Origin of the sequence: Halogranum gelatinilyticum (assembly GCF_900103715.1) — an archaeon.
Classification (GTDB): domain Archaea; phylum Halobacteriota; class Halobacteria; order Halobacteriales; family Haloferacaceae; genus Halogranum; species Halogranum gelatinilyticum.
The window spans coordinates 264,258-290,053 of the sequence record NZ_FNHL01000002.1; the positions used below are offsets into that span (position 1 = coordinate 264,258).

At 67.5% G+C, this 25,796-nt stretch carries 31 protein-coding genes; 8 read left to right on the forward strand and 23 right to left on the reverse strand.

The genetic code is table 11. The annotated features are described in order from the left end of the window. Positions 1-3 precede the first annotated feature (3 nt). The 3 genes from BLR57_RS07875 to BLR57_RS07885 all read right to left on the reverse strand — a co-directional run bounded on the left by BLR57_RS07875 (position 4) and on the right by BLR57_RS07885 (position 3,464). Positions 4-969 (reverse strand): carbohydrate ABC transporter permease, encoded by a 966-nt coding sequence (locus BLR57_RS07875; RefSeq protein WP_089696305.1) that lies wholly within the window; start codon positions 967-969, stop codon positions 4-6. After that, positions 969-1,913 carry a carbohydrate ABC transporter permease gene (locus BLR57_RS07880; protein WP_211603188.1) on the reverse strand — a complete coding sequence of 315 codons (945 nt, stop codon included), beginning with the start codon at positions 1,911-1,913 and terminating at the stop codon, positions 969-971. The genes BLR57_RS07875 and BLR57_RS07880 overlap by 1 nt, the downstream gene beginning before the upstream one ends. Positions 1,914-2,024: 111 nt before the next feature. Then, positions 2,025-3,464 (reverse strand): extracellular solute-binding protein, encoded by a 1,440-nt coding sequence (locus tag BLR57_RS07885; protein WP_089697630.1) that lies wholly within the window; start codon positions 3,462-3,464, stop codon positions 2,025-2,027. A 304-nt stretch (positions 3,465-3,768) separates the two neighbouring features. On the opposite strand from BLR57_RS07885, the gene BLR57_RS07890 reads away from it, so the two are divergent. Further along, entirely contained in the window at positions 3,769-4,689 is a 921-nt protein-coding gene (locus tag BLR57_RS07890; RefSeq protein WP_089696311.1) for a DUF8054 domain-containing protein, read from the forward strand. Positions 4,690-4,727: 38 nt separating this feature from the next. On the opposite strand, the gene trmB is transcribed toward BLR57_RS07890, so the two are convergent. Beyond that, a complete protein-coding gene (trmB, locus tag BLR57_RS07895; RefSeq protein WP_089696315.1) occupies positions 4,728-5,780 on the reverse strand; it encodes an HTH-type sugar sensing transcriptional regulator TrmB in 1,053 nt (350 codons plus the stop codon). 191 nt (positions 5,781-5,971) lie between these two features. Between trmB and BLR57_RS07900 the strand changes: the two genes are divergently transcribed. Continuing rightward, the gene (locus tag BLR57_RS07900) at positions 5,972-7,198 is read left to right on the forward strand and encodes a mechanosensitive ion channel family protein (RefSeq protein WP_089696319.1); all 1,227 of its coding nucleotides are present in this window, start codon (positions 5,972-5,974) and stop codon (positions 7,196-7,198) included. A gap of 23 nt (positions 7,199-7,221) precedes the next feature. Here the strand turns inward: BLR57_RS07900 and BLR57_RS07905 are convergent, their stop codons facing one another. The 13 genes from BLR57_RS07905 to hisD form a co-directional block, all read right to left on the reverse strand. Beyond that, positions 7,222-7,626: a universal stress protein gene (locus BLR57_RS07905; RefSeq protein WP_089696322.1), complete on the reverse strand. Its 405-nt coding sequence runs from the start codon at positions 7,624-7,626 to the stop codon at positions 7,222-7,224. A 116-nt stretch (positions 7,627-7,742) separates the two neighbouring features. Then, positions 7,743-9,152: a bifunctional metallophosphatase/5'-nucleotidase gene (locus BLR57_RS07910; protein WP_089696326.1), complete on the reverse strand. Its 1,410-nt coding sequence runs from the start codon at positions 9,150-9,152 to the stop codon at positions 7,743-7,745. A gap of 105 nt (positions 9,153-9,257) precedes the next feature. Beyond that, positions 9,258-9,467 (reverse strand): dodecin, encoded by a 210-nt coding sequence (locus tag BLR57_RS07915; RefSeq protein WP_089696329.1) that lies wholly within the window; start codon positions 9,465-9,467, stop codon positions 9,258-9,260. A gap of 96 nt (positions 9,468-9,563) precedes the next feature. Then, positions 9,564-10,262 carry a DUF2238 domain-containing protein gene (locus BLR57_RS07920; protein WP_394327574.1) on the reverse strand — a complete coding sequence of 233 codons (699 nt, stop codon included), beginning with the start codon at positions 10,260-10,262 and terminating at the stop codon, positions 9,564-9,566. Positions 10,263-10,375: 113 nt separating this feature from the next. Further along, entirely contained in the window at positions 10,376-11,014 is a 639-nt protein-coding gene (locus BLR57_RS07925) for a hypothetical protein (RefSeq protein ID WP_089696332.1), read from the reverse strand. A 50-nt stretch (positions 11,015-11,064) separates the two neighbouring features. Next, positions 11,065-12,087 carry a metal-dependent hydrolase gene (locus BLR57_RS07930; protein WP_089696335.1) on the reverse strand — a complete coding sequence of 341 codons (1,023 nt, stop codon included), beginning with the start codon at positions 12,085-12,087 and terminating at the stop codon, positions 11,065-11,067. 46 nt (positions 12,088-12,133) lie between these two features. Then, positions 12,134-12,736 carry a mechanosensitive ion channel domain-containing protein gene (locus tag BLR57_RS07935; protein WP_089696338.1) on the reverse strand — a complete coding sequence of 201 codons (603 nt, stop codon included), beginning with the start codon at positions 12,734-12,736 and terminating at the stop codon, positions 12,134-12,136. 51 nt (positions 12,737-12,787) lie between these two features. Beyond that, positions 12,788-13,126: a DUF7116 family protein gene (locus tag BLR57_RS07940; protein WP_089696341.1), complete on the reverse strand. Its 339-nt coding sequence runs from the start codon at positions 13,124-13,126 to the stop codon at positions 12,788-12,790. A gap of 93 nt (positions 13,127-13,219) precedes the next feature. Then, complete coding sequence (locus BLR57_RS07945) at positions 13,220-13,465, reverse strand: DUF5816 domain-containing protein (protein ID WP_089696342.1); 246 nt, start codon at positions 13,463-13,465, stop codon at positions 13,220-13,222. A 43-nt stretch (positions 13,466-13,508) separates the two neighbouring features. Continuing rightward, entirely contained in the window at positions 13,509-13,991 is a 483-nt protein-coding gene (locus BLR57_RS07950) for a twin-arginine translocation signal domain-containing protein (protein ID WP_089696345.1), read from the reverse strand. 36 nt (positions 13,992-14,027) lie between these two features. Further along, positions 14,028-14,393 (reverse strand): HesB/IscA family protein, encoded by a 366-nt coding sequence (locus BLR57_RS07955; RefSeq protein WP_089696348.1) that lies wholly within the window; start codon positions 14,391-14,393, stop codon positions 14,028-14,030. A gap of 69 nt (positions 14,394-14,462) precedes the next feature. Next, on the reverse strand, positions 14,463-15,248 hold the full coding sequence (locus BLR57_RS07960; RefSeq protein WP_089696352.1) for a class I SAM-dependent DNA methyltransferase: 786 nt from the start codon (positions 15,246-15,248) through the stop codon (positions 14,463-14,465). Beyond that, positions 15,245-16,561, reverse strand: a complete 1,317-nt coding sequence (gene hisD / locus BLR57_RS07965) for a histidinol dehydrogenase (RefSeq protein ID WP_089696355.1) — start codon at positions 16,559-16,561, stop codon at positions 15,245-15,247. The genes BLR57_RS07960 and hisD overlap by 4 nt, the downstream gene beginning before the upstream one ends. Positions 16,562-16,657: 96 nt before the next feature. Here hisD and BLR57_RS07970 point away from each other — a divergent pair, with 96 nt between their 5' ends. Further along, on the forward strand, positions 16,658-17,239 hold the full coding sequence (locus tag BLR57_RS07970; protein ID WP_089696358.1) for a hypothetical protein: 582 nt from the start codon (positions 16,658-16,660) through the stop codon (positions 17,237-17,239). 9 nt (positions 17,240-17,248) lie between these two features. Here the strand turns inward: BLR57_RS07970 and BLR57_RS07975 are convergent, their stop codons facing one another. Both BLR57_RS07975 and BLR57_RS07980 read right to left on the reverse strand, forming a co-directional pair. Continuing rightward, the gene (locus tag BLR57_RS07975) at positions 17,249-17,929 is read right to left on the reverse strand and encodes an alpha/beta hydrolase (protein WP_089696361.1); all 681 of its coding nucleotides are present in this window, start codon (positions 17,927-17,929) and stop codon (positions 17,249-17,251) included. Next, positions 17,929-18,912 carry a VOC family protein gene (locus tag BLR57_RS07980; RefSeq protein WP_089696364.1) on the reverse strand — a complete coding sequence of 328 codons (984 nt, stop codon included), beginning with the start codon at positions 18,910-18,912 and terminating at the stop codon, positions 17,929-17,931. The genes BLR57_RS07975 and BLR57_RS07980 overlap by 1 nt, the downstream gene beginning before the upstream one ends. Before the next feature lie 112 nt (positions 18,913-19,024). On the opposite strand from BLR57_RS07980, the gene BLR57_RS07985 reads away from it, so the two are divergent. Together BLR57_RS07985 and BLR57_RS07990 are read left to right on the forward strand one after the other, a co-directional pair. Beyond that, entirely contained in the window at positions 19,025-19,639 is a 615-nt protein-coding gene (locus BLR57_RS07985) for a VOC family protein (protein WP_089696367.1), read from the forward strand. 77 nt (positions 19,640-19,716) lie between these two features. Then, the gene (locus BLR57_RS07990; RefSeq protein ID WP_089696372.1) at positions 19,717-20,163 is read left to right on the forward strand and encodes a luciferase domain-containing protein; all 447 of its coding nucleotides are present in this window, start codon (positions 19,717-19,719) and stop codon (positions 20,161-20,163) included. Between the two features lie 9 nt (positions 20,164-20,172). On the opposite strand, the gene BLR57_RS07995 is transcribed toward BLR57_RS07990, so the two are convergent. Further along, the gene (locus BLR57_RS07995) at positions 20,173-21,051 is read right to left on the reverse strand and encodes an alpha/beta fold hydrolase (protein WP_089696375.1); all 879 of its coding nucleotides are present in this window, start codon (positions 21,049-21,051) and stop codon (positions 20,173-20,175) included. Between the two features lie 84 nt (positions 21,052-21,135). Here BLR57_RS07995 and BLR57_RS08000 point away from each other — a divergent pair, with 84 nt between their 5' ends. Next, the gene (locus BLR57_RS08000; RefSeq protein ID WP_089696377.1) at positions 21,136-21,789 is read left to right on the forward strand and encodes a helix-turn-helix domain-containing protein; all 654 of its coding nucleotides are present in this window, start codon (positions 21,136-21,138) and stop codon (positions 21,787-21,789) included. Between the two features lie 98 nt (positions 21,790-21,887). Further along, positions 21,888-22,139, forward strand: coding sequence for a hypothetical protein (locus BLR57_RS08005; RefSeq protein ID WP_211603190.1), 252 nt, complete (start codon positions 21,888-21,890; stop codon positions 22,137-22,139). Positions 22,140-22,161: 22 nt separating this feature from the next. On the opposite strand, the gene BLR57_RS08010 is transcribed toward BLR57_RS08005, so the two are convergent. Then, the gene (locus tag BLR57_RS08010; RefSeq protein WP_089696380.1) at positions 22,162-22,881 is read right to left on the reverse strand and encodes a class I SAM-dependent methyltransferase; all 720 of its coding nucleotides are present in this window, start codon (positions 22,879-22,881) and stop codon (positions 22,162-22,164) included. Positions 22,882-22,894: 13 nt separating this feature from the next. Then, positions 22,895-23,779: an aldo/keto reductase gene (locus tag BLR57_RS08015; protein WP_089696385.1), complete on the reverse strand. Its 885-nt coding sequence runs from the start codon at positions 23,777-23,779 to the stop codon at positions 22,895-22,897. Positions 23,780-23,994: 215 nt separating this feature from the next. On the opposite strand from BLR57_RS08015, the gene BLR57_RS08020 reads away from it, so the two are divergent. Then, positions 23,995-24,762: a helix-turn-helix domain-containing protein gene (locus BLR57_RS08020; protein ID WP_089696388.1), complete on the forward strand. Its 768-nt coding sequence runs from the start codon at positions 23,995-23,997 to the stop codon at positions 24,760-24,762. Between the two features lie 13 nt (positions 24,763-24,775). On the opposite strand, the gene BLR57_RS08025 is transcribed toward BLR57_RS08020, so the two are convergent. Continuing rightward, complete coding sequence (locus BLR57_RS08025; RefSeq protein ID WP_089696391.1) at positions 24,776-25,786, reverse strand: transcription initiation factor IIB; 1,011 nt, start codon at positions 25,784-25,786, stop codon at positions 24,776-24,778. Positions 25,787-25,796 lie beyond the last annotated feature (10 nt).

Consider the following 25,796-nt stretch of genomic DNA (forward strand, 5'->3'; position numbering starts at 1 on the left):
GTCTTACTCCTTGAGTGCTCCTGCGGTGAGCCCGCTGACAATCTTCTCCTGTGCGATGATGACGAGGATGGCGACCGGCAGCACCCCCATGATGCTTGCGGCGGCCATCAGATGGTACGGCGTGTCGAACTGCCCCTGCAGGCCGAGGATGCCGGCCACGATGGGGGCCCAGTTGCCCGCTTCGCCGTTGTTCATCAGGAACGAGAAGAAGAACTCGTTGTAGACGCTGATGAACGTCAGGACGCCCGCGGTGGCGACACCGGGTGCCGACAGCGGGATGATGACCCGGAACAGCGCGCCGAGTCGAGTCGTCCCCTCGACACGGGCGGCGTCCTCCAGCCCGTCGGGGATCTGCCCGTAGAACGTCGTGAGGATGAAGATGGACAGCGGCATGAACAGCGCGCTGAACGGAACCACCATCGACCACGGCGTGTTGAAGATGTCCGGACTGTTGATGAACAGGCCGGTCCCGGGAATCGCGACTTGCAGCGACCCCGTGAACAGTTCGAACAGCGGGATGAGGAACGCCGCTGGCGGGAAGTACGAGATGGCCAGGATACCGAGCATCAACGGTGCCTTTCCGGGGAACCGGAGGCGACCGAAGACGTACCCGGCGAGACTCGCCAAGACGAGCACGATGACCGTCGTCAGGACACCGAGCACGAAGCTGTTGAACATGAACACGTGGAACGGGACGCGTTCGAACACCGTCACGAACGACATCGGGTTGAAGCCGTTCGGGAGGAGTCCGACGTTCGACAGCATACTCTGTGGCGTCAGCGCGAGCGCTAACAGCCAGTAGAACGGGAACAGCGTGGTGAACAGGAAGAACACCGTCGCGACGTAGAACATCGCGCGGTAGACCCGTTCGGGGTTCTGGATGGAGCGGTCGACCCAGCGGCCGAACGCGCCGCGTTTGAGCGGGCGGTCCTCGCCGATGGAGGTTCCCTGTCCGGAGTCGGCTGCCATCAGAAGCCACCCCCTTCAGCGTCGGCGAACTTGACGATGTAGACCGAGACGACGATGCCGATGATGGCGGCCGTCACGAAGGCGACGGTCGCGGCCGTCCCCCACGCGCGCTGACTGAAACTCGAGACGACGAGACACGACAGCGACGGAACCGTCTGACAGCCGGTCGTCGTCTCGATGATGCCGTAGACACGCATCGCGGCGATGGTGCGGAACAGCATCGCGACGAGGATGGTCGGCAGGATGAGCGGCAGCGTGATCATCTTGAACTGCTGGAGCTTCGACGCGCCGGACACCCGTGCGACGTCGTAGAGCGAGCGGTCGATGCTCTGCAGTCCGGCGAGGATGAGCAGTGCCATGAACGCCGTCGTCTTCCAGACGTCGGCCACCGTGATGATGAGCGTCGAGTCGATGGTGTTGACGAGCGGCGTCGTGCCGATGATGCCCAGCGAGTTCAGGATCGAGGGGTTCTGCGAGGTCCCCACGAGGAACCCGATCCCCGGCTGGAACAGCAGGTAGAAGATCATCCCCTGGATGACGATGGGAACGGCCCACGGGATGATGATGGCGACGCGGACCCAGCGCCGTCCACGGAAGTCCTGGTCGAGGATGAGCGCCTGCACGAAACCGATGATGGTCTCGAAGAAGACGCTCACGAGGGTGAACACGAGGGTCACGCCCAGCGCACTGGACATGAGCCCTTCGACGCTCAGCGACGTCGGGAGGAACGGCGCGGGTAGCGCGTACGACTTTTGGTTAGTGATCAGTTCGACGTAGTTCGTGATCCCGACGAACTCCCCGAGTGGTGCGGCACCGCTGAGTGCGTCCGCGAAGAGCGACATCCGGAATGTCGACAGCAGCGGATACACCGCGATAACCAGCAGCAGGAGAATCGCCGGCGTCAGGAGGAAGTACGCGAACTGCGTCTCGCTGAGGCTCTCCATCCAACGGATAGCCGTGACGTATGGACCCGAGCGAGAGCTGTCACGTAACGCTCCTTGTGATTCCTGTTCTGTGGCCATTGGTAACAATAATGAAGGTCGAAGGCGAGACGCTTAGGCGTTGTCCTCGATTTCCTGCAGCGTCGACGCCAGTTCTGCCATCGCGTCCTCGGGCGAACTGTCGCCCGCGTACGCGGCGTTCACGCGCTCTGCGACCGGACCGGACTGCTGCGGCCAGACTTCGGTGACCGGCCGGGGAACCGCGTTCTCACCGGCGACACGCAGCTGCTCGACGTAGCGACCCGTGACGGGGACCTCTGCGGCCTCGTCGGAGCTGAGCAGCGACGGACGCGGCGGAATCCAGCCCGTGATACCGAACATATTCAGCTGGAAGTCTTCCTGCGTGATGGTCTGGAAGACCTGCAGCGCGGCACGCTTCTGCAGGTCGGGCGCGCTCGGGTTCATCGTCAGATGCCAGCCACCGAGGGCGGCGACCGGTCCACCGGTTCCCTCGTACTGGGCTTCGCTGGCCGGGATGCCGTACGGGATCGGCATGACGCCGAGGTCCTCGCCGAAGGCGTCCTCGGCACCGGCGGCGTTGATCGAGTACGGCCAGTTGCGGTGTGCGACGACGTTGCCGTTCATGAACGGTGCGCGCGACGGCTCTTCGGTCCACTGCAGGACGGCCTCGGGCGAGATCTGCTCGTAGCCGTCGAGCGTGTTCTCGGCGTCCGAGCCGTGGATGAACGAGCGGACCATCCGGATCGATTCGAGGACGGCGTCTTCCTCGATCGTGATCGGGCGGTCGCCGACCGGGCCGAACAGGTTCTCGTGTTCGCCGAAGAACGCGCCGCCCCACGAGGTCATGAACTCGTTGAAGTCACAGCACGAGAGCCCCTCGTAGATGTCGGCCTGGAACGTGAAGCCGTGTTCGGTGTCGGTCGCGTCACGAACCTCGGCGACCGCCTGCGAGAACTCCTGCCACTGCATGGACTCTGTCGCCCACGTCTCGAAGTCCGAGTCGCTGTAGCCGGCCTCGCGGAAGAGGTCCTTGCGGTACTGCATCGTCGGGAAGTCCGGGAACAGCGGAATCCCGAACATATCGCCCGAACCCGGGTTCTTCGCCGTCTCGACGGAGGCACCGAAGTACTCCTCTTCGACCGTACTGATGAGGTCGTCCGGGAGCGCCGTCGAGAGGTTCTGCAGCTGCTCGCGCACGATGAACGGAATCGTCCAGCCACTGTCCATCATGAGCAGGGTCGGCTCTTCGCGACCCGCGCTGAGCCACTGCTGGTACTGCTGCTGGCGGTTGTCCGTCACCTGCGAGCCAGCAATGAACTCGACGGTGATGTTCTCCGGTAGCCCGGCGTCGTAAAGGGCCTGCTGTACTGCGTCTGCGTTGTCGGAGAGGCGCGTGTCCGCGGCCCAACGGACCGTGACGTCCTCCGTGGGCGCCTCGGTGTCGATCGGCCCGTCACTGCCGCTGCCACCGTCACCACCACTGATACAACCGGCGAGCCCGACGGCCACGCCCGATGCACCTGCTGCTTGCACGAACCGGCGACGCGAGATACCGTCGCGTCCGCCATCTACGTGTGAGTCACTGTCAACCATTACAGTTGGAAAGTATGGACAGGACTTATTTAAACGTTCGGGAAGAATTACTACCTCTGTTGTAGTGAATTCGCTGTCAGATATATGCCGCTCACGTCTTGCGGTTAGTCCCCAGAGCTAAGGTATTTTCGCTCTCTTGGGCGATCTCTTACGAAGTTATGAAAGTGTTCTGTAAGTAATTTCCGGCCGTGGCTGTCGGCTCGTGGTCACAACTCTCAAGCCACCCCGCCCGTGAGACAGTCCTATGTCACTCTTCGAGACGCTCCGCAAGCCGGAGCACACGGGCGACGCCCGATGTTGGCCCTGTACCGCCGTCAACAGCGCGTTCGTCCTCGGTCTCGCCGGGGTCGTCGGCCGTCGCTGGAAGCCCGCGGGTGTGGCCGTCCTCCTCTTCGGCGCGGCCGCCATCGCACTCCGCGGCTACGTCGTCCCCTACACACCACAGTTCGCTCCCCGACTGGTCGAACCGCTGCCGGTCGACTTCAAGACCGACGAACCGCGCTCGGACTCGTTCTCGACGGTCACCGTCGAGCGCGCGGGCGACGGGGAGACGGTCGACGAGACCGACGAGACTGATGAGACTGACGCCGAGGAGGCTGACACCGCTGACGACGAACCGGAGACACCGCCGGACTCCGACTCGCTGACGGCACTCGACGCCGACGGCGCGCAGGTGATGGGCGCGCTCTTGGAAGCGGGAATCATCGTCGACGACGGCGAGATGGTCGTGCCGACGGACGAGTTCGTCGAGGCGTGGGAGTCGACGATGGCCGAACTCCGCGGGCTGGACGACGCGGCGTTCGCCGCCGCGGTCGCCGACGCCGCACCTTTCGAGGCCGAGGGTGCGGTCGACGACGGCTGGGTCGTCGTCGAGGGCCAGGGGCAGGCGGTCCATCTCACGCGCGCCATCGCCATCGCCGAGACCGCAGCCATCCGGGTGATGGCCGACCACGACGTGCCCGAGTCGGTTCGCGTCGACGCGGCCCAGCCGCTCCGGATGTTCCTCGAACACTGTCCGAAGTGTGGTGGCGTCGTCGAGGAGACGACGACCGCCGCCTGCTGTGGCGGGTCGAAAGGTGCCTACGGCGGCGTCGTCTACGACGTACTCGCCTGTAGCGAGTGTGAGACCATCGTCTACGAGTTCGACGAGACAGTCGAAGACTGACCGGCCGAGAGCGGCCGGACGGCCGAAAACGAGTTCTGCTATTCCAAGCCCGGCGGCGCCTCGCGCGCCAGCCGCAGTTCCTGCGCTTCGATGTCTTCGAGCGCCGCGACCAGCCCACCGACTTCGAGACGGCCGTCTTCGGTCTCGATGATCATCGAGGCGACCTCCTCGGTGTCGACGAACGAGACCTCGACGACCTTCCCCTCGACGACGATGGCGTTGCCCGTCTCGACGTCGCGGCCCTGGACGGTCGCGTAGAACTCCCCGCCCATCTCCTCGATGTCCTTGACGGCTCGGCGGATAGAGGCGTAGCGCCGCGGGAAGGGGTGGTGCATCCCGTCGGCCGCGAGCGTCTCGGCGGTCGTCCACAGGACGGTCCCGAAGAAGCCGCTGACGAGGAAGCCCAGTGCCGAACGGTTGAAGATGACGCCGTAGCGGTCCTGGTCGTCGCGCAGCGCGTCCTGTGTCGCGTAGACCGAGTACTCGCCGTCGGCGACGGCCAGCACCGGCGTCGTAATCCCTCGCCGCGCACGGGCGATGGTACAGACTTCGAGATAGTCGAACTCCGCCGGGTCCGGCGCGCGGCTCGCGGGCGTGACGAGCAGGTCGATGCTGACGCCGTCGTCGATGGCGGCCGAGAGATCCTCGTAGAACCGCCGCAGGAGGTCCGGCGTCAGCGACAGGACGAGTTCGTATTCGGCGGTGTCGATGACGTCTTCGAGATACCGCAGGATGGTCGAGCGGGACTTGACGAGCGAGACGGCCTCGGTGTCTCGCGCGGGCGCAGTGTACCGTGCACCGAGTTCCTCGACGAGTTCCGTCAGCGACGACTGGATGTTGCCGAAGGCGTCCTCGGGGTTGACGGCGACGATCTTCATCGGCCGCGACTCGCGGAGCTCGACCAGTCCGCGGTCCGAGAGGCTTCGAACCGTGTCGTACACCCGCGGCTGTGGGATCTCTGTCCTGTCTGCGATCTCGCTCGCAGTGAGTTCGCCGTGTTCGAGGACGGCGAGATATGCGTCGATTTCGTACTCGCCGAGGTTGAAGCGCTCCCCGACGCGCTCCATGTTGACTCGGAGGTCGTCTACCATGGTTCACCCACTGTGGTCCCACCTTAAGGAATTTACTAAAAACCGAGTAGCACAGATTTCCGAAACCCTGTGGTATATCACGGTCGTTCGACTCGCACCGGCTCCGGTCCGGGCGTTCTCCGGATTGGACGGTGTGTGACACGCCCCCTGAGAGGACAACGCTTTTTCACCGACACGGAGAGGGCTATGCAATGACAACTGGCTGGCGGCGACTGCTCGACCGTCTCCTCGCACAGGCAGGGACGTCGACACCGGGCCAGACCGGCACGGACTCCGGCACAGCGACGCCGACTCCCGCGCCAAGCCCCACACCGACGAGCGGTCCCCCGACGCCCGAACCGGCCGGTGGTATCTTCGATCTCCTCCCCGTGCTTCCGGCGACGCCGACGCTCCAGATCCTCGTGGTCATCTTCGTCGCGCTCGTCGGTGCCTCCCTCTCGAAGTACGTCGTCCGGCTGCTCGGTCGGCCCATCGCCAAGCGGTTCCATCGCCAGAGCGTCGCCCAGACCGTCCTCCGGGGCGTCCGTGTCGGGACGGTCCTCGTCTTCACGGTGTTAGGAATGACGCTCGCCGGTCTCGAGATCGGCAACATCGTCCTCTCGGTGACGGTCTTCTCGGCCGTCCTCGGTATCGTGCTCGCACCCATCGTCGGCAGCGTCATCAACGGGCTGTTCGTCCTCGCCGACCAGCCCTACGAGATCGGCGACATGATCGAACTCGACGACGGCAAGCGCGGCTTCGTCGAGGACATCACGCTGCGGTACACCAAGATGATCACCCTTGACAACACCTTCCTCGTCATCGCGAACTCCTCGATCCGCGAGCGCGACGTGACGAACTTCTCCGCCGAGGACGAGCGGACCCGCCTGACGCTCGACGTGCTCGTCACCTACGAGAGCGACATCCCCGGCTCGCGGGACCTCATCGAGCGCGCCGCCCGCCAGTGCGACGACGTCATCGAGGGCGGTCCCGACATCCGCATCGGGAGTGCCCGCTATCCGGCGACGCCGCGGGCCTACATCCAGAGCTACGCCGACCACGGCGTGCTCATCCGACTCCGCTACTGGGCACAGAAACCGTACAAGATCGGCACCGTCCGCTCGAACGTCCAGACCAAGCTGTGGGCTCTCGTCGAGGAGACAGACGTCGACATCGAGTTCGCCTACCCGCACCAGCATCTCATCTTCGACGAGACGAGCGGCGAAGCACAGGTCGCGGTCAGACACGGTACCGCCCCGCCCAGCGAAGAAGGAGACGTCGACGCCGCGGCGACCGGAGACGGCGTCCCCGAGGGCGAGACGCTCGAAGATGGAGGCAGCGCGCCCGACGTCGATGCCGTCGATACCACCGATGTCGACACCTCGGACGCTGACGCCTCCAACGGCGACGCATCCAAAACCCCCGACGAGTCGATGTAGCCGACGTAGCCGGCGGCCGCCGCTCAGCTCGCCCGTACCGTGATGACGGTACAGTCCAGTTTCTCGCGGAGGAACGACTCGATGTCCGGGTCGTCGAGGAACCGACGGAGGGTCCGTCGCCAGCGGCCTGCCTGTTTCGAGCCGATGACGACCACGTCGGCCCCTTCGGCGGCCACCTCTTCCAGAATCGTCTCCTCGACGAGAAAGCCCCGACGGACGACGTACCGCGTCCGGGGGACCTGTCCGAACTCCCGCTCGACCGCGCGTTTCAGCTCTGTCCGCGTCACCCCGTCGCTGTCCTGATAGAGGTTGACGTGCAGGACAGTCAGTTCGGCATCGCGGTCTTCGGCGACCTCGATGGCCTCCGCGAGCGTCGCTCGCGAGTGGCTGGTCAGGGGGTAGCGGACGGGAACCACGACCAGTGTCATTGCCAGAACCCACTCGCCTCGGCGGTGTCAACCTTACCCTTTGGGCGAAAGAGTGCGGGTGGCTGTCGTGCGATTCGGTGACTCGCTGGCGGCCGTCCGGCCCGCCAGCCCACGGCTCACTCCGTCTGACTCGCCGACGTCGCCGTCGTCGCCGACCCCGCGGCCGACGACCGTCGCTCGATACGGCCCTCGACGGCCGAGTCGATGCCGAACTCACGGGCGTAGTCCGCGAGCACGTCGTGTTGAATCCCGAACTCGCCCGCGCGGTGACGTTCCTCGATGGCCGGGAACTCGTGGTCCGAGTGGAGCAGATACTCCGCCATCGCCACCGTGTACAGTCGCTCGGGGTCGACGGGTTCGCCCCCGACGGTCGCCTCGAGAAGTTCCGCGGCGTCGTCGTCCCAAACGATCCGCGCGCCACTGACGTGGCCGTGCCACCAGCCGTCCTCGCCGAAGTCGACGACGGCCGAGGACATCTGTCGGAAGGCGTCGAGCAACTCCGCGCCCGTCACCTCGGCGACGGCGACGGGTTCCTCGAAGGGGACGACGCTCACGAGGTCGGCGATGGTCACGTCGCCCGCGAGCGGCGGACCCGCACGCAGGCCGCCGCTGTTCTGGAGCGCGACGTCCGAGTCGGCCGCCCACCGGTAGGCGTCGGCGACGAAGTTGCCGACGCGACACTCGCCGCCGTGGACCACGTCGGCGTCGCGCGGAATCGGCTCGTCGACCGTCGCGACCACCTCGTCCAGCCCGGCCGCCGCGACGCGGGCACGGAGGGCGTCGGCCAACTCGGGCGTCTCCGGTCCCTGCGTCGCATCGTGGCGTTCGACGCGCGCGCCGTCGGCGTCCAGCGTGACTTCGAGGACGACCTCGCCGTTGACGCCGGGGCGAGTCAGGAGCGTGTCGTTAACGTACTCCGCGCGCTCGCTGTGGACGTGGCCGCCGAGGATAACGTCGACGTCGACCCGCTCGGCCAGTTCGTCGTCGCCCCCGCCGAGATGGGAGAGCGCGACGACGTAGTCGACGCCTTCGGCACGGAGGTCGGCGACGGCCGACTCGGCGGCCTCGTAGGGGTCCGAGAGGGTCAACTCGGCCGCACTCGGGTTCAGCGAGTCGGTCGCGGGGTCGGTGACGCCGAAGAAGCCGACGCGTGCGCCGTCGACCTGTTCGACGGTCCACGGGACGACGCCCTCGGCCGCGCCGAAGGGTTCGCCGTCCTCGTCGAAGACGTTCGCGCTCACCCAGGTCTGGGGGGCGTCGGCGAGGAGCGTCCGGGTCTCGTCGGGACCGTAGTCGAAGTCGTGGTTGCCGAAGGTCGCGAGGTCGGCGTCGACGGCGCGGAAGAAGTCCAGTGCCTGGTGGCCCTTCGCGACCATCGCGACGACGCCCGGCGAGGTGTTGTCGCCGGTGCCGACGACGAGCGCGTCGTCGCCGTCCAGCTCAGTGATGGTCCCGGCGAGGCGGCCCGCACGCTCGGGGTCGTCGTAGACGTTCTCGATGTCCGAATAGTGGAGAAACCGCGGCATTACCCGAGGTGACGCTTCCGACGACAAGAAGCCGTCGGGATGCGGCTCGGGATACGGTCGGCGACGCAGCCTCCGTCGCAGCGTCGCTGGCGTCCGGTTCGTCGGTTAGCCCTGTGGCTCTTCGAGCTGGAAGGCCACCTCGACCTCCGCCTGATACTCTCGTGTGTCGACCGTGGCGATTTCGACACCCAGCTCTTTCACCTCGATCCAGTGGACGTTGTCGAGGGTGTTCTGTGCGCGGTCGATCGCGTCGTCGACGGCGTCGTCGAAACTCTCGTCACTGCGGCCGATGAGGGTGATCTTCTTGTATACCATCCACCCTCCTGTTCACTCGGCTAGATGAAAAAGACCGTCCCTAATGATACCACGTGACGCACTCTCCGACTGCCGCCGACGGTTCGCGCTCCCGCCTCAGTCCCCCGTCCCGTCGAGCCGCGCGGTCACCGCTCCGGCGACGTCCGTCAGGTGGGCCGTCCCCCAGACCGCGACGATGACGCCGCCGACGATGTCGAAGATGAGGTCGGTCATCGTGTCTTCCAGTCCGTACTGCGTCAGGACGGCGTCGTTGCCCGTGATGTCGGCCGCGCCGCCGATGGCGAACTCGATGACCTCCCAGAAGACGCCGAAGGCGACGACAAAGAGGAGGATGAAGACGAACATGAACCGCGGGGGGAGCCGGACGGCCTCGGTGTGTTCGTCGATGCCGCGGGCGACCGTGTAGCCGATGGCGGCGACGACGCTGGCCGACAGCGCGTGGGTGACGCTGTCCCACCACGCGAGCGACGTGTAGAACGACTGGTCGGTCCCCGGCACGCCGACGGTGCCGAGCGCGTGGAGGAAGACGGCCGAGGAGATCCACAGCGTCAGCCCCGGATTCATCGGGACGTGGTAGTCGCGTTCGAGTATCGCGGGCAGGTAGGTGATGGCGAGTGCGACGGCCGTATTGACGATGATGCCGAGGTCGCCGCGTTCGAGACCGATGAACAGCAGCCCGACGAGCGTCAGCTGCATCGCTCGCGCGAGCCACCGCTGGGTCCGTTCGTCGAGGTCGACGAGCGAGCGGAAGCGGGCGAGTGCCGCCGACGCCGGGGCGTCCGCCGTCTCACCCATCTCACCCGCTTTCGGGCCTGACTCCACGTCGGACGAGGCGTCTGCCCCCACGTTGGACGAGGCGGCCGACCCGCCGTCGGAGGCTCTCTCGCCCCCGGAGCCTGCGTCGGAACTCACGTCTGCACCTCCTCGACGAGCGCGGCTTCGCGGTCACGCTGCCTGCGGAAGTAGAACTCGAAGAGCAGCCCCGCGCCGAGCCCGGCGGCCGTCGCGGCGACGAAGTCCCACATGAGTCTCGTCTCGGCGGTCGTCGTCTCACCGACCCGTTCGGCGAAGAAGGCGGTCCCGAGATAGATATCCGAAAGCCACTGGGCGACCGCCCAGACGCCCGCAGCGGCCATCGTCGCGATGACGACGAACAGGACGGCGAAGGAGTAGTTCATCTTCACCGGGGTGAACACGTCGAGTTCGACGGCGATGATGAGCGCGACCGCTGCGACGGCGAGATAGGTCGTCACCCGTCCGGTGAGAGTGATTCCGCCGACGCGCTGGCCGGTGATGAGTACACGGGCGAGCATCGGCAGCGACGCCAGGGCGACGACCTCCCACGGCAGCATCGCCAGCGGGTCACGGGAGACGACGGCGGGCACGACGACGAGCGCGGCGACGACGATGGTGAACCCGGCCCAGAGCAGGTCGCCGGTGAACAGCCCGGCACCGGCGACGAGGGTGAGAAACCCCACGAGTAGCCAGCCGATGACGGCGTTCGTCTGTCGGCGTTCGACGACGTCTCGGAGGCCGGAGCGCGACATACCCATCCGTAGGTGGGGTGTGGTGCAAAACGTTTCGGCCTCGGAACCGCTCAGGCGACGAGATAGAGGACGGAGTACGCGAGCCACGCGAGCGTGACCGCGGCCAGTCCGGTCAGGGCGGCCGAGTAGCGGTCGGGCAGCTCGAACGCCGCGAACCGGCCGACTACCGGGGACCCGGTCAGGACGGCGGACGCTCCGTCGGCTCCGGTCCGCCCGCGCCGGTTCATCCGCGGCGTCGCGCCGATTGCCCCGACCGCGAGCACGGTGAAGACGAAGGGATACGAGAGGTCGAGCGTCGGTGCCGGGATGACGAGCAGGCTGGCGGCGTAGCCGACGCCGAGTGCCGCCCGCGGGTCGACGACGGTCCGAAGCGACCGGCCGGTGAGCCACAGTGCGACGAGCGCGGCCGCCCAGACCGTCGCGAGTTCGAGACCGAACGCCGAGAGGAGATGGAGCGTCGCGGCCTCGTGGAGCGTGACGCGCTCGGCGACGAGCGTCACCTCGAACGGGTAGAGCATCGCTGGCGGCTCGCCGGTGAAGAGGTCGCCGAAGGGGTGGGAGGCGACGCCGACGAGTGCCGCGCTCGCAACCGTCTTCGCGTCGAGGTCGGTCCGGTCGGCCGCCGCGACGGCGACCGCGAGCGAGACGAGAACGAACAGTCCCATGACGCTCGCGCCCAGCACGCCACTGACCGCGCCCGCGACGGCGACGAGTGCGGTCGCGACGACGAGACCGGCGGCCCCTGCGGGCCGTGCGCCAGCCCCACCTTCAGCCCGTCGCCAGCTGGTGACGAGTCCGACGGCGACGCTGACGACGACGGCGACGACGAGCGAGTGGGTGACCGCCCGGTGGACGAGGTTGCCAGTCTGCCAGAAGACGCCCGCCAACGCCAGCGCGTCGGTCACGCTCGCGGTGGCGACGCCGACGAGCGCGTAGGCGATGTCGACGTCGGGCGCGGCGGCGAACAGCCCGGCGACGATACCGACCGTGAGCGCGCGCTCGCGCGGCCACCCGCGAAACGCGGCGACGCTCGCGACGAGCGCGAACGCGAGGAGAGCGTGACCGATAAACACGGCCAGTCGTTCGCTCGCTGGAGAGATAAGCCGCTCGGAAGATGTGCTAGCTAGTCACACTCGCGTCGGTCTCGGCGTTTCCGGCGTTTTCGGCGTTTTCGACGTTCTCTGCCGGTGGTCCCATCTTCCGCCACTTCTTCTCGATCTCGGCGTTGCCACGGACGACCGTGTCGCCGTCGACTGCGAGTCGGGTCTTGCGGAGTTCGATGGTCTCGACGACGCCCGTGGTGTCGCCCGCCTGCACCTGGTCGCCGGGGTTGAAGTCGGGGTCCTTGAGCAGATAGACGCCCGCGACGGCGTCGGCGATCATGCCCGACGTGGCGTAGGAGATGCCGAGTGCGATGAAGCCCGCGGCGGTCCCGAGGGAGGCGGCGATGCTCTCCAGACCGACGATGGAGAGAAACGACAGGCCGACGCCGAACCAGAGGAAGACGGCGACGATGGTCGTGATGAACTGTCGGTAGGCTGGGGCCTCCCCGGGGAGCGTCCGCGAGAGGGCGACTTTGAGCGCAAACAGGATACCCTTGACCGCGATGGCGGCCACGAACAGGAAGACGAGTCCCGAGATGATTGCGGGGAGCGCGGCTCGGAAGTTGGCGGCGAACTCGGCGAGTGCCTGTGTGACGATGTCGAGTTGGAGTACGGCCATGGCTCTCCGGTCGGCTGGTGGGGTGAAAAAGTCGGTGGGCTGTCAGCCCGGTCAGGCCGGGACGGTCGCGTTGTCGAGGACCTCGTAGCCGCCGTGGTTGTCGACCTCGATGACCGCCCAGTCGTACGGCGGCTTGACGTCGAGTAGTCGCTCACGAAGCTCCCCTGCATAGCCGTCCCACGTGACGAAACAGCGCAATCGCGGCTCGCCGTCGCCGCCGTCTGTGCGGATACATTCGGTCTCCGCATCCGTTCCGGTCATCGCGGTTACGTGGACGGTGCGCCACTTGCGCTCCGCCGTGAGTTCCGTCCCCTCGCCGGAGACGACGTAGCCGAGACGGGTGAATATCTCCCGCGCTTGCTCGACTGGTGGCATGGTAACAGGGGCCATGTAAATGATTATTGTTCACCACCCATGATAAATCTTGGCACGGGCGTCATCGACAACTTGAAGCCCTCTGGCGCGAGAATCGCCTGACTCGGCCTACTCGTGGGCGGCGTCCCACTCGTCGGGTTTGCGGATGTTGCCACACTGGTTGCAGGCGATGCGGCCCATCGTGTCCATCGCGTTGTCGAACGTGTCGCAGTTGCTACAGTAGAACCCCCAGCGGTTGTCGGCGTCGTCGGAGACGTAGACGACGAAGAACGGCCCTTCCGAGCCGCGGAGTCCCTCGCTTCGGCTGACGTAGACCTGCTCGCCGTCGGGCGTCGTAGATGCTTCGAGTGTCACGACGACCAGTACGTTACGGTGGCTTTTGAACTTGGTTCCTCCGTCAGAGGATGACAGCGTCGGTCGAACAGTAGGACTGCGTGAACTCAACGAAGTACGCCGCTCCTTCGACGTTCTCGTTTGCTGAGAGCGCGATGAGCAGCCGTTCCGGTGGGTGGTCGCCGCCCGTACAGTCGGGGAGGAAGTGGTAGTGTGCCTGGTCGATGTGGCGGCCACTAGTGTCTCTGGCTGCGACGCGAACCAGATACGGCCGGCTGGGGACGGCGTTCTCGTCGCTGACTCTCCCGGACTCCTCGTCGCGTCCCGGCAGCTCGTACCACTCGTTCAGGACTCTCGCCTCGCTTCGCTCGTTCCCATCCGCCCTGAGTAGTTCGACATGGAACTCAACCGGGTTCGGGTAGCGGTTGATTAGGTCAAGGGTCAGGTCGGGCCGTCGCGCGAACTGCCAGTCGGTACAGCCCGCGAGTGCCGTCGCCGCCGCTACGCTCCCGAGTCCGAGAACGTCGCGTCGTGAGTGGAGGGCCATACGCCCACCTACGGAGCCGACGAAAAGAACCTTGCTCTACGTCCGGAACGACTCGCCGCAGCCGCACTCGCTCTCGACGTTGGGGTTCTCGACGTGGAAGCCCTTGGCCTGCAGGCCGCTCTCGTAGTCGAGCGTCGAGCCGCCGATGTACTTCATGCTCGCGGGGTCGACGAAGACCCGGAGACCGTGGAAGTCGGTGACCGTATCGTCGTCTTCCGGTTCGTTGTCGAAGCGCATCCCGTAGGAGAGACCCGCACAGCCGCCCTGCTGGACGAACAGCCGCAGCCCGGCGACGTCCGTGTCCATCCCCTCGCTGTTCAGAAGCGAGAGGGCCTCGTCGGCCGCCGCTGGTGTGACCGTGATGGGCGCGCGCGCGCTCCCCTCGGCGGTTTCCGTGCTCATAGCCATCATTACTTGGTCCGACGTGTTAACCCTGACGCTGGGGTAGGGGTTCGCCGGTTCGCCCCCCGCTCACCGCCGTGCGACGACGAGCACCGCGCCCTCGTCGGCCGCGTCGTGTTCGACGACGACGTCGCCGAAGCCAGCCGCCGCGAGCGCGTCACGGAGTTCGACGAGGGTGAACGTCCGAACCGGCAGTCGCTCGCTCGCGGTCGCCTGTCGGTCGCCCGCGACGTCGGTGACGCGGTAGTCGGTGTCGACGCGAACGCCGGGGAGGTCGGGCGCGGGGACGACGTCGACGGCGCGTTCGAGCCGGTAGCCACCGCCCGTGAACACGTCGACGCCCGGCTCCTCGACCGCGACGGGGTCGACGACCGCGTCGAAGACGAACACGCCCTCCGGCTGCAGCCGGTCGTAGACCGTCTCGAAGGCGGCCGCGAGGTCGTCGTCGGTCAGCAGGTGGGCGGTGACGTACTCGACGGCGACGACGACGTCGAAACGCTCGTCGAGGTCGCAGTCGGTCACGTCGCCCTCGACGAGGGCGGCGTGGCGGGCGCGTCGCTCGGCGAACGCCAGGAGTTCGGGCCGACGGTCGAGGCCGACGACGTGCGGGAAGCGGGCTTCGAGCAGGGGGAGGAGACCGCCGACGCCGCAGCCCACCTCCAGGACCGTCTCGGCCGTCTCGGGGACGTGCGGCGCGAGCGCGCGGAACTTGTTGTCGTAGTGCTCTTCGAGGTCGGCCATCAGCCGGTCGTACAGCGGCGCGAGCGTCGTATACAGCGAGTGCTCGCTCTCCGGCTCCGAGAGGACCGACTCACAGGCGTCGGCGAACGTCGGCGTCGACTGGCTGCGGTTCACTCGTCGGCGTCGTCGCCTGCTTCGGTCGTCCCGTCGGTCGCCTCGCCGTCGAACCGCTTGCGGACGCTCGCGGCGTGGGCCTCCAGCCCCTCGGCCTCGGCGAGCGTCGTGACCGTCTCGGCGAGACCGTCGAGTCCCTCGCGGTCGAGTCGCTGGACCGTCGTCGACCGGAGGAAGCTGTCCACGGAGAGCCCGCCGTAGAGCCGCGCGCCGCCGTTCGTCGGCAACACGTGGTTCGTGCCGGAGGCGTAGTCGCCCGCCGCGACAGGAGTATATGGTCCGAGAAAGACGCTACCCGCGTTGGAGATGCGGTCGAGCAGCTCCTCGTCGTCGCGCGCCTGAATCGTCAGATGTTCGGCGGCGTACTCCTCGGCGAAGAGGACGGCCTCGGACATCGAGCGGGCGAGGAAGACGCCGCTGGCGTCGTTGTCGAGCGCGTCGGCGATGATGTCGGCGCGTTCACGCTCGGCGGCCTGCTTGTCGACCTCGTCGGCGATGGCCTCCGCCGTTGCCTCGTCGTCAGTGACGGCGACGACCGAAGCGTTCGGGTCGTGTTCGGCCTGTGCGACGAGGTCCGCAGCGACGAAGGCGGGGTCGGCGGTGTCGTCGGCGACGACCATGACCTCGCTCGGGCCGGCGAGGAAGTCGATCTCGACGTCGCCGCGGACTTCGGCCTTCGCGGCCGTGACCCACTTGTTGCCCGGCCCGACGACCTTCTGGACGGCCTTGACCGTCTCCGTGCCGTAGGCGAGCGCCGAGATGGCCTGCGCGCCGCCGATGCTGTAGACGACGTCCGCGTCGGCGACGTGGATGGCCGCGAGCGTCACGGGGTTGATCTCGTCGGCCGGCGGTGTCGCGACGGCGACGTGGTCGACGCCAGCCACCTTCGCCGGGACGACGCCCATCAGGACGCTGGAGGGGTAGGCGGCGGTCCCGCCGGGGGCGTAGACGCCGACGCGGTCCAGCGGCCGGTAGCGACGGCCCAGCTCGCGGCCGTCGAAGTCCTCGCGCCAGTCGTCGGGGACCTGTCGCTCGTGGAACTCGCGGATGTTCTCGGCCGCGGTCTCGATGGCTTCGCGAACCCCCTCGTCGATCTCGTCGTAGGCGCGTTCGGCCGCGTCGGTGATGTCGAGGTTGCCGACCTCGACGCCGTCGAACTCGCGGCAGAACTCCCGGACGGCCACGTCGCCCTCCGTCTCGACGCGGTCGACGATGTCGCGGACGTCACCCCGGACCGCCTCGATGCCGGCGTCGCGCTCGAAGAGGGCGGCGCGCTCGTCCGGCCCGAGGTCGGCGATGTCGCGTACGTTCATGGCTCGACGTTCGGGAGGGGCCTGAAAAACGGTTTCCATAGCGTGGCTGGCTCTCTCGGAGCACGACTCATGTACTGTCACGACGTCTAGTACGCTATGAGCCGTGCGGCATCCCACGGGCCGAACCAGGCCGTCAGTGCCCTCTCTGAGAGACTCGGCGACCTCCTCGCACTCGGTGACGACGCGTTCGTCGAGCGCGGGCCAGCCCTCCTGCAAGCCGCCATCCGCGACCCCACGTTCTTCGACGGCGTCGCGACCGACCCGGCCCCGGCGGACAGCTACACCCGCCGGAAGGTCGTCGGCGACCCCGGCAGCCACGTCGTCCGTTTCATGGAGTGGCCACCGGGCTACAGCCTCCTGCCGCACGAACACCACGGCCGTCCCTGTTTTGAGGTCCTCGTCGACGGCTTGCTCGTCGTCGTCGACATGGTTGCCCACGAAGCCGGTCACGACGAGTACGAACTCCGCATCCTCGACTCACACGTCCTCCACCCGGGCGACGCGGCGGTCGTCGACCCCCGCGTCAACGACATCCACGCCGTCTACAGCCCCGTCAGGAGTCGGTCGCTGCACGTCTATCCCGACGACGCGGCCTTCGCTGTCGGCTACTGTCTCGGCGACAACGACCGGTACACGCGGACTCGCTTCGAGTTGGACCGCGACTCCTCGCGGCCCTGATGGGCACTCTCAGGACTCGTCGCGAGTGTCGTCGCCAGCGACGCCAGAGATGCCAGCAACGCCACCGACCAACCGGTCTATCGCCGCAATCTCGTCGTCGTTGATGCTGTGGCCGAGTCCGTCGTAGACGCGGTCGGTCACGTCGGCACCGAGTCGCCGGAACGTCGCTGCCGACCCTCGGATTCGGTCGGCGTCGACGTGCGGGTCGTCCGCGCCACAGCCGAGGAAGACGGGCGTGCCGTCGAGGTCGCCGCCGTGGTCGCCGCCCGCGTCGGGACCGAACAGGCTCCCCGCGAGGACTGCGAGGCCGCCGTATCGCCGTGGCTGACTGGCGACGTACTCCGCCGCTATCGACCCACCCTGTGAGAAGCCGACAAAGACGACCCGCTCGGGTGGGATACCTGCGTCCGCGGCCACGTCAACCGCGCGGTTGACGAGCGCGAGTGCCGAGGAGAGCCACGGCTCCTTGTTCTCTCGGGGTTCCTCAAGCGGCCCCGGATACCACGCGCGACCGGCCGCTTCCGGGGCGATAGCGAGCACGCCGCGGTGGTGGAACTCGTCGGTCAGCCGGAGGAAGTTCCGTGGACTGTCGCCGCGGCCGTGGAGCATGACGACGGCCGCGTCGGCGACGGCCAGCGGCGCGCCCGCCGTCTCGATGGGCTGGTCGGCATGAGGTCCCTCCGCGGCCATTATTCGCTCTCACCCGGCGCGGAGAGCGGCGGCAGCTGTCCCTCGATCATCCCTCTGTCCTGCTCCAGCCACGGCGGCAGGACGAGCGACTCGCCCGGTACCGGCGCGTCGACGGCGACGCCCTCGCGCTCCGTCGCCAGCTCGAACAGGACGCCGCCGGGTTCCCGAACGTACAGCGAGTGCATGAACTGGCGGTCCTTGACGCGCGAGACGTCGAAGTCGCGCTCCTCCAGCAGCTCGCGCCACTCGTGAAGCGTGTCCTCGTCCTCGACGCCGAAGGCCACGTGGTGAATCGACCCCGCACCCTCCCGGCCGAAGGAGGCGTCGCCCGTCAGGATGTCGACGGTCGAGCGGCGGCCGCCGGGGAGTCGGTAGCGGACGCGCTCGTCGTTCTCGCCGACGAGGTCGAAGCCGAAGGTGTCGAGCAGGCTCGCGGTGACGTAGGGACTCCGCGACTGGAGCGAGACGCCACGGACGCCCCGAATCGCGCGGTCGACCGGGACCGGACCGGCCTCGTAGGGTAGGTCTTGGGACGGCCCAGTCACCAGTTCCACCTGCATCCCGTCGGGGTCCGTGAAGGGGACGACGGTCTCTGCTCGCGGCTGGTCGTCGCTCGCTTCTCTCGAAGCACCTTGCGCCTCACTGCCGAACCTCGTGGTCAGCTCGCCCACCTCGACGTCGTGGCTCCGCAGCCGTTCGACCCAGTATTCGACGGCGTGCTCGGGAATCGCCAGCTGCGTCGTGTGGATACCGGGGCTGCCGAGGCGGCCTTCGACCTCCCGTGGATACGCGAAGAACGTCAGCACGGACCCCGGCGAGCCGTCGGCGTCGCCGAAGTAGAGATGGTAGTTGAACTGGTCCTCGAAGTTGACGGTGCGCCGGACGAACCGAAGCCCCAAGACGTCGGTGTAGAAGTCGACGACTCGCTGGGGGTCGCTGGCGATGGCGGAGACGTGGTGGACGCCGGAGACGTCGGTCAGCATTGACTGATTGGTTGTCGCCGCAGCGATTTAACACCCCAACTGACACGAGCGTAACCGGCTGGGGTGGGGGTAACTGCCGCGTTTATCGGTCCGCCGTGTGTAGTCGAGGGTGATGAGCGACAACCCAGTCACCGCCGACCTGCCCGACAGCCCCTTCCACACCACCGGCACCGACCACATGACCATCTGGGGAAGCAACGAGGAGGACACGGTCGCCTTCTACCGCGACCTGCTCGGGATGCCGCTCGTGCTCCGCCAGCCGAACCTCGACGACCCCTCCCAGACGCATCTGTTCTTCGACACCGGCGACGGCCGCATCGTGACGTTCTTCGTCAGCGACGACCGCCCCTCGAACCGCCGCGGCCAGCGCGGTCAGGTCGGCTCGGTCCACCATCTCTGTTTCAGCGTCGACCCCGAGCGCTTCGGCGAGATGGTCGAGGCCATCGAGGAGGACGGCCGCGGCTACAACATCTTCGACCGCGGTATCTTCTTCTCGCTGTACACGCAGGACAACAACGGTCTCGTCATCGAGCTGTCGACGGACAAGTACGACATCCCCGACGAGCGCCGTGGTGAAGTCCTCGCCAAGACCCAGGAGATTCGCGAGGAGGCCGGTGCGGACTACGCGAAGGACGAGCACATGAAGGCCGCACTCGACGAACTCGGCATGGATTCGACGGCCCACGACCTGCCCGACGCGGCCTCGGGTGTCGGCGGCCTGTCGTAAGCCCCACCAGCCTCACACCGCTCCCGCTCCCGCGAACCCGACGCGCGGCTTTTCTCCCCAGACAGCCTACGACAGTCGTGACCACAGCTATCGAAACGACGGTCGCCGCCTGGCCCGGCGTCGCCGTCGACGACCACCGGTTCGGCGGCCGCGAGTTCACCCTCGCGGGCCGCGAGTTCGGCCATCTCCACGGCAGCCGGCAGGCCGACATCCCCTTCCCGAAGCGCGTCCGCGACGTCGTCGTCGCCGCGGGCCTCACCTCGAAACACCATCTCTACCCCGACTCGGGCTGGGTGACGAAGTATCTCGAGCGCGGCGACGACGAGACCGCCGTCGACCTCCTGCGGCTCAACTATCTCTATCAGGTCGCCGCACTCCAACGGCGCGAGACGGTCGACGAGGCCATCGTCGCTATCGACGTCGCCGCGGAACTCGACGCGATGGCCCTGCCCGACGGACTCCGTGAGCTGTTTCCGCTCGACTCGTCTACGGGGTCAGGGTCGGGCGCGGCCGCGGAAGGGTAGTCCCGCTCCTCACTCGGTCGCGTAGCGGTCGAGTACGGGTTCGCGACTCCGGAGCAACGTGCCGAGGTGGTCAGCCTCGGGGAAGGTCGTCGTCTGGGCCGCCGGCAGTCGCCGTCCGAGCGCCGCCGCGTCGCCGCCGACGTTCGTGTCCGCGCCGCCGTACCACAGTCGGGCGGGACCGTCGACATCGCCGAGCGAGACGTCCCAGTCGTCGGCGAGGAGCCGCGTCTCCCGCACGAACCCCTGTCGGTGGGTCTCGAGCGCCTCGACGAAGTCCCGTGCGACGAGGGCGGCGACCTCGTCGGCGACGCTGTCGGGGTCTGCGGCGTACTGCGAGACGACGAGCGACGGCGACGCCCGGGCGGCGACCAACGCCTGTACTCGCAGTAGCCCACCCAACAGCCGCGGCGTCGTCGTGGCCAGTCGTTCGAAGAGTCGAACCGGTGCGGGCGTCGTCGTCCGCGCGTCCGGCGGGAGCGCGCCCGCGACGACGTCGACGGCGGTGACGAGGTCGTCACGTGTCGCCGCGGCCGCCAGCGCGTGCGGGCCGCCACCGGAGAACCCCACGAGTCCGGCCGTGTCGACGCCCGCGTCGGACAGAACGGCGGCGACGACGTGGCCGGTGTCGGCCAGCGTCCGGTCGGGCCACGGCGGCGACCCGCCGTACCCCGGTCTGTCGGGCGCGAGCACGCGGACGCCGCGGTCCCGTGCGGCCTCGTGGAACAGCGCGCCGAGCAGTCGCGACCCCGGCGTGCCGTGGAGGAAGACGACCGGGTCGCCGTCCGGAGCACCGTACTCGGCGTAGGTGACGGCCTGACCGTCGACGACGGCGCGCCCGTCGCACACGTCTGCGGCGTGGGAGTCGAGGGGAGCGTCGGTGAGAGCCATCGTCTGTTTCTTCTCGCGCCCGAGTGGAGGCCGTGATGCCGAACTCGTGCGGCTTTTTATATACTTCGTCGGTAGCCACTCGGCATGAAGCGCGTCGCGTTCCGGGTGAGCTATCCACCGACCGCCGCCCATCCGATTCACCGTCGACTCGCAGACACGGACGAGGTCTCCCGTATGGAACTGCTCGTCTGGGGACCCACCGCAGAGGTCACGACCCTCTCGTGGTACGATGCCGAGCCGGCGACGGTCCGGGAACTCCTGACGGCCGTCGAGACGGCTGTCGCGTCGAGCACCGTCGCCGGCGATGGCGGGACCTACGCCTTCCTCCACCAGTCCGAGTACGAACTCGACGCGGACGTGCTCGACCTCGTCGCTCGCTCCGGTGTCGTCTTTCTCCCGCCGGTGGTCTTTCTCGACGACGGCGACGCCGTGTTCGAGGCAGTCGGCGAGCAGGCCGAACTGAGCCGGCTCTACGCCGACCTCGGGGATCTGCTCGACACCCGTATCGAACGTGTCTCGGAGTTCCGCAAGCCGTCGTCGCCGGCGCGGCTCACCGACCGCCAGCAGGCCGCGCTCGCTGCCGCCGAGGCCCTCGGTTACTACGACGTCCCGCGAACCGGGAGCGTGAGCGACGTCGCCGCCGAACTCGACTGCGCGCGGAGTACGGCCGGCGAACTCCTGCGGAAGGCTGAGGCAGCCGTCGTGCGGGAACAGCTCCACCGCGGCGGTGAGCGGTGACGCCACAGCCTGCGGACGGTGCGGCGACCGGGCCGACGGTTCTCGCCCGGTGGGGGCCGGCGTACCGGTTTATCGGCACTCGTGACGTACTCTCGTGTATGGTCCAAACACAGATGGAAGGGGCCACCGTGCCCCGACAGCTCTGGCCGCTCGGCTTCCTCGGCTTCCTCGCCGCGATGGGCTTTCAGGCGTTCCAGTCGGGCGACCCGCTCTCGCTGTTCTGGTTCGCCTTCGCCGGCTTCTTCTCCTTCTTCGGCTACCGCTGGGCGTCGCTGAAGTATCTCGGACTGCTCGGGGTCGTCGGCCTACTCGTCGCGGTCCTCGGTGTGCTCGGTATCGTCTCGGTCTGAACCGGAATCACTTCGCCCGCGGTCACTCGGGGAACCGAAACGCGAGGCTGTACATCCGGCCGACGTCCTCTGAGCCGATTTCTCGCTGGAGCCGGTCAGCCTCGGCTGCCAGCGACGCACCGAGGTCGCCCGAGACCTGCGACGCGAACGACCGCGCGACGTTCGCGTGAGCCTCGACGTGCCCCGCGGTCCACGGTACTGGCTCCAGCAGCGTCCGCTCGCGGTCGAACGTCCAGCCCGCACCGACGGCCGTCCGCCGTACCGACGTGGCGGGGTAGAACGTCAACGCTGACTCGCCGCGCGCTAGTTCGCTCGCTGCGTTCTCCAGGGCGAAGAGGTCGCGGACGGCCGCTTCGGCGGGAAGCGGGTCGTAGTCGTCGACGACGAGCCGGCAGCCGGGGGCGGCGACCCGCGTCAGCTCGCTGACGACCGTGTCGAGCGCGGCGGGGGTGAGCACGTTGAGCAGGCCGTGGGCGGTGACGACGTCGACCGAGTCGGCCGCGAGCGGCAGGGCACGGAGGTCTGATTCGAGGACCGCTGCCCGCCCGGGGTGGTCGTCGGCGACGCGCTCGCGGACGGTCGCGGCGTGGTCGGCGTCGTTGGTGACGGCGTAGACGCGCTCGGCTCCCGCCGCGAGCAACCCGGCAGTGGTGTTGCCGACGCCCGCACCGGCCTCAAGACAGACCGCACCCTCGACCGGCTGGTCTGCGAGCGCGGCCGAGACGGTCGTGGGGACGTCCATTTGAGGGAACGACTCAGTGGTGCAGCTGTTCGGGTACGGGGCTGTCGTCGTGCCGAAGCCGCTCGACGAGCGACCGCTGGGCCTCGTCGGTCATGCCGTCGTACTGGGTCGCGGCGTGCAGCACCATCGACACCAGCTTCGGGTCGCCCATGCTGACGACGCTCGTCAGTCCTTGCGAAGCCGCGAAGTCGAACCGCTCTGTGATCTCGTCGGGCGTGTCGACCGGTTCGTACCAGTTGGCGTACGGCCGGTCGGCCTCCGGAAGCTCGTCGGTCGAGGGCCACGGCCCGCGCGCGAAGGCTTTGATTCCCAGCGTGCCGATGCCCTCCTCCGCTGCGCGTTCGAGGACGGCGTCGTAGGCGTGGTCCTCGTCGTCCTTGCCGACGACGACGGGGTTGAGCGGGAACATCAGGCTGTCGAGGTCGTCGATGCGGTCGATGGCGTCGAGGATGAGCTGGGGGTTGCCGTGGCTCGTCAGGCCGATGTGGCTGATGGTGCCCTCCGCCTTGGCCTCGCGGATGGTCTCCAGCGCGCCGCCCTCGGCCGTGATGGTGTCCAGTTCGTGTTCGTACTCCAGGCCGTGAATCTGATAGAGGTCGATGTGGTCGACGCCCAGCCGATTGAGCGACTGGTCCATCTTCCGGCGCGCACCCTCGGCGTCGCGCTCTTGGGTCTTGCAGCCGAGGAAGATGTCCTCTCGGTGCTGACGGAGTTTCGGGCCGAGTTTCAACTCGGCGTCGCCGTACATCGGGGCGACGTCGAAGTGGTTGACCCCGCGGTCGAGCATCAACTCGACCATCTGGTTTGCGCCCTCCTGGTCGAGCCAGTTGAGCGCGATTGCCCCGAAGGTCATGATGGTGCTGTCGTGACCGGTGTCGCCGAGCGGGCGTGTCTGCATATTCGGACACTCACGGTCGGTCCACAAAAGCGTGCGTCTCGGTGGCGGTCTCGCCGGTGCTTGCTCGTCCCGACGGCGTCGCCGACGATGCGAACGACAGCGTCGCCGACGGACGTCCTGATCGCGTCGCCGACACCGGCGGCTCCCGAGTCGTCCACTACGCCTGACCGCACCGACACCTCAATCTATTTAGTTGGCCATAGCCAACTTCGCGTATGCGAGAGTTCGCCTTCACCATCGAGTACGAGAAGGGGGCCGACCCCCTGATGGACGTCTTCATCGACAACCCCGACCTCCACGCGCGGACGATGAACACCCACGTCTCGCCGACGAGTATGTGGCGCATCGACCGGATCGCCGGACCCGAGACCGCCCTGAAAGAACTCGACGAGATCTACACCGCGCCCGAACACTGCAACGAGTGTATCGGCTCGCGACACTGCCACACCGACTGGGAACACGAGATTCTGGAGTCGTCGCCGTCGCGCCGGACGGTCTACACCTACCGACCCTCACCGGGCGACTGTTACTCGATTCCCCAACTCGCCTGTATGTATCTCGGCGAGGGCTACATCCCGACGGCGGAACGCCGGGAGAACCGCTACGAGTGGCGGATTCTGATGCGCGACGACGGCGACGCGGGCGGGCTCCACGACGCGCTCAGCGAGGAACTCCGCGACGGACTCTCCCTGAGCTTCCGGCAGATCGGCGGCCCGTCGTACTGGGCCGAAGAGGCCGTCTCGCTGGCGGAGCTGCCGTACGAGCAGCGCGAGGCAATCGAGACAGCGGTCCGGATGGGCTACTACCAGACGCCCCGCGGGACGTCGATGTCGGAGGTCGCCGACGCGCTCGGTGTGCCGCGCTCGACGCTCCAGTACCGCCTCCAGCAGGCCGAATCGTGGATCATCGGCAACTTCGTCTCACAGTCGGTCGCCGACATCGGCGAGGACCGCTCGGGGCCTCCGATGGCGACGGAAGTCTGAGAAAGAGGGTTGTTTACGCCGCGAGGTTCGCCTTCGCGTCGTCGAGGTCGGCCTGGTCGGCCGCGTCGAACAGTTCGCGGTAGCGGTTTCTGATGGTGACTTCGCTGATGTCGGTCACGTCGCTGACTGCCGCTTGCGTCAGCTCCTCGTTGGCGAGGAGACCACCGGCGTAGATGGCGGCCGCGGCGAGACCGACCGGCGATTTCCCGCTGTGGACGCCCTGTTCCTTCGCGTTCTGGAGGAGCACGTGTGCGTAGCTCTCGACGTCGCCGTCGACGTCGAGGTCGCTGACGAACCGCGGGAGATACTGCTCGGGGTCCGCGGGCTGGACCTCCAGTTTGAGTTCGCGCACGACGTAGCGGTAGGTCCGACTGACCTCGTCCTTGTCGACGCGCGAGACGCGGCGGACCTCGTCGAGGCTCCGCGGAACGCCCGCCTGTCGGGCGGCCGCGTAGAGCGAGGCGGTGGCGACGCCCTCGATGGAGCGGCCGGGGAGGAGGTTCTCGGCGAGTGCGCGGCGGTAGACGACCGAGGCCGTCTCGCGGACGTTCTTCGGCAGACCGAGCGCGCTGCCCATCCGCTCGATCTCGCCGAGTGCCTGCTTGAGGTTCCGTTCTTTGGAATCCCGCGTGCGGAACCGCTCGTTCCACGTCCGCAGGCGTTGCATCTTCTTCCGCTGGCGGCCCGACAGCGAGTTGCCGTAGGCGTCTTTGTTCTGCCAGCCGATGTTGGTCGACAGCCCGTCGTCGTGCATCAGTTTCGTCGTCGGCGCGCCCACGCGGGACTTCGCGTCGCGCTCCGCGCTGTCGAACGCGCGCCACTCCGGCCCGTGGTCGAGCTGGTTCTCGCGGACGACCTCGCCGGTCTCGGGGTCGACCCACTCGCCGTGGCGTTCGTCGTAGACGAGATCCTCGTCCGTCGACTGCCGCTCGGCGTCGGCGTCAGCCTGCTGACGCGCGTCCTCCGTCGTCGATTCGGTCTCGTCGGCTGCGGACCGCAACCGTGCCCGTGTTGCATTCGACATTTGAGTACCT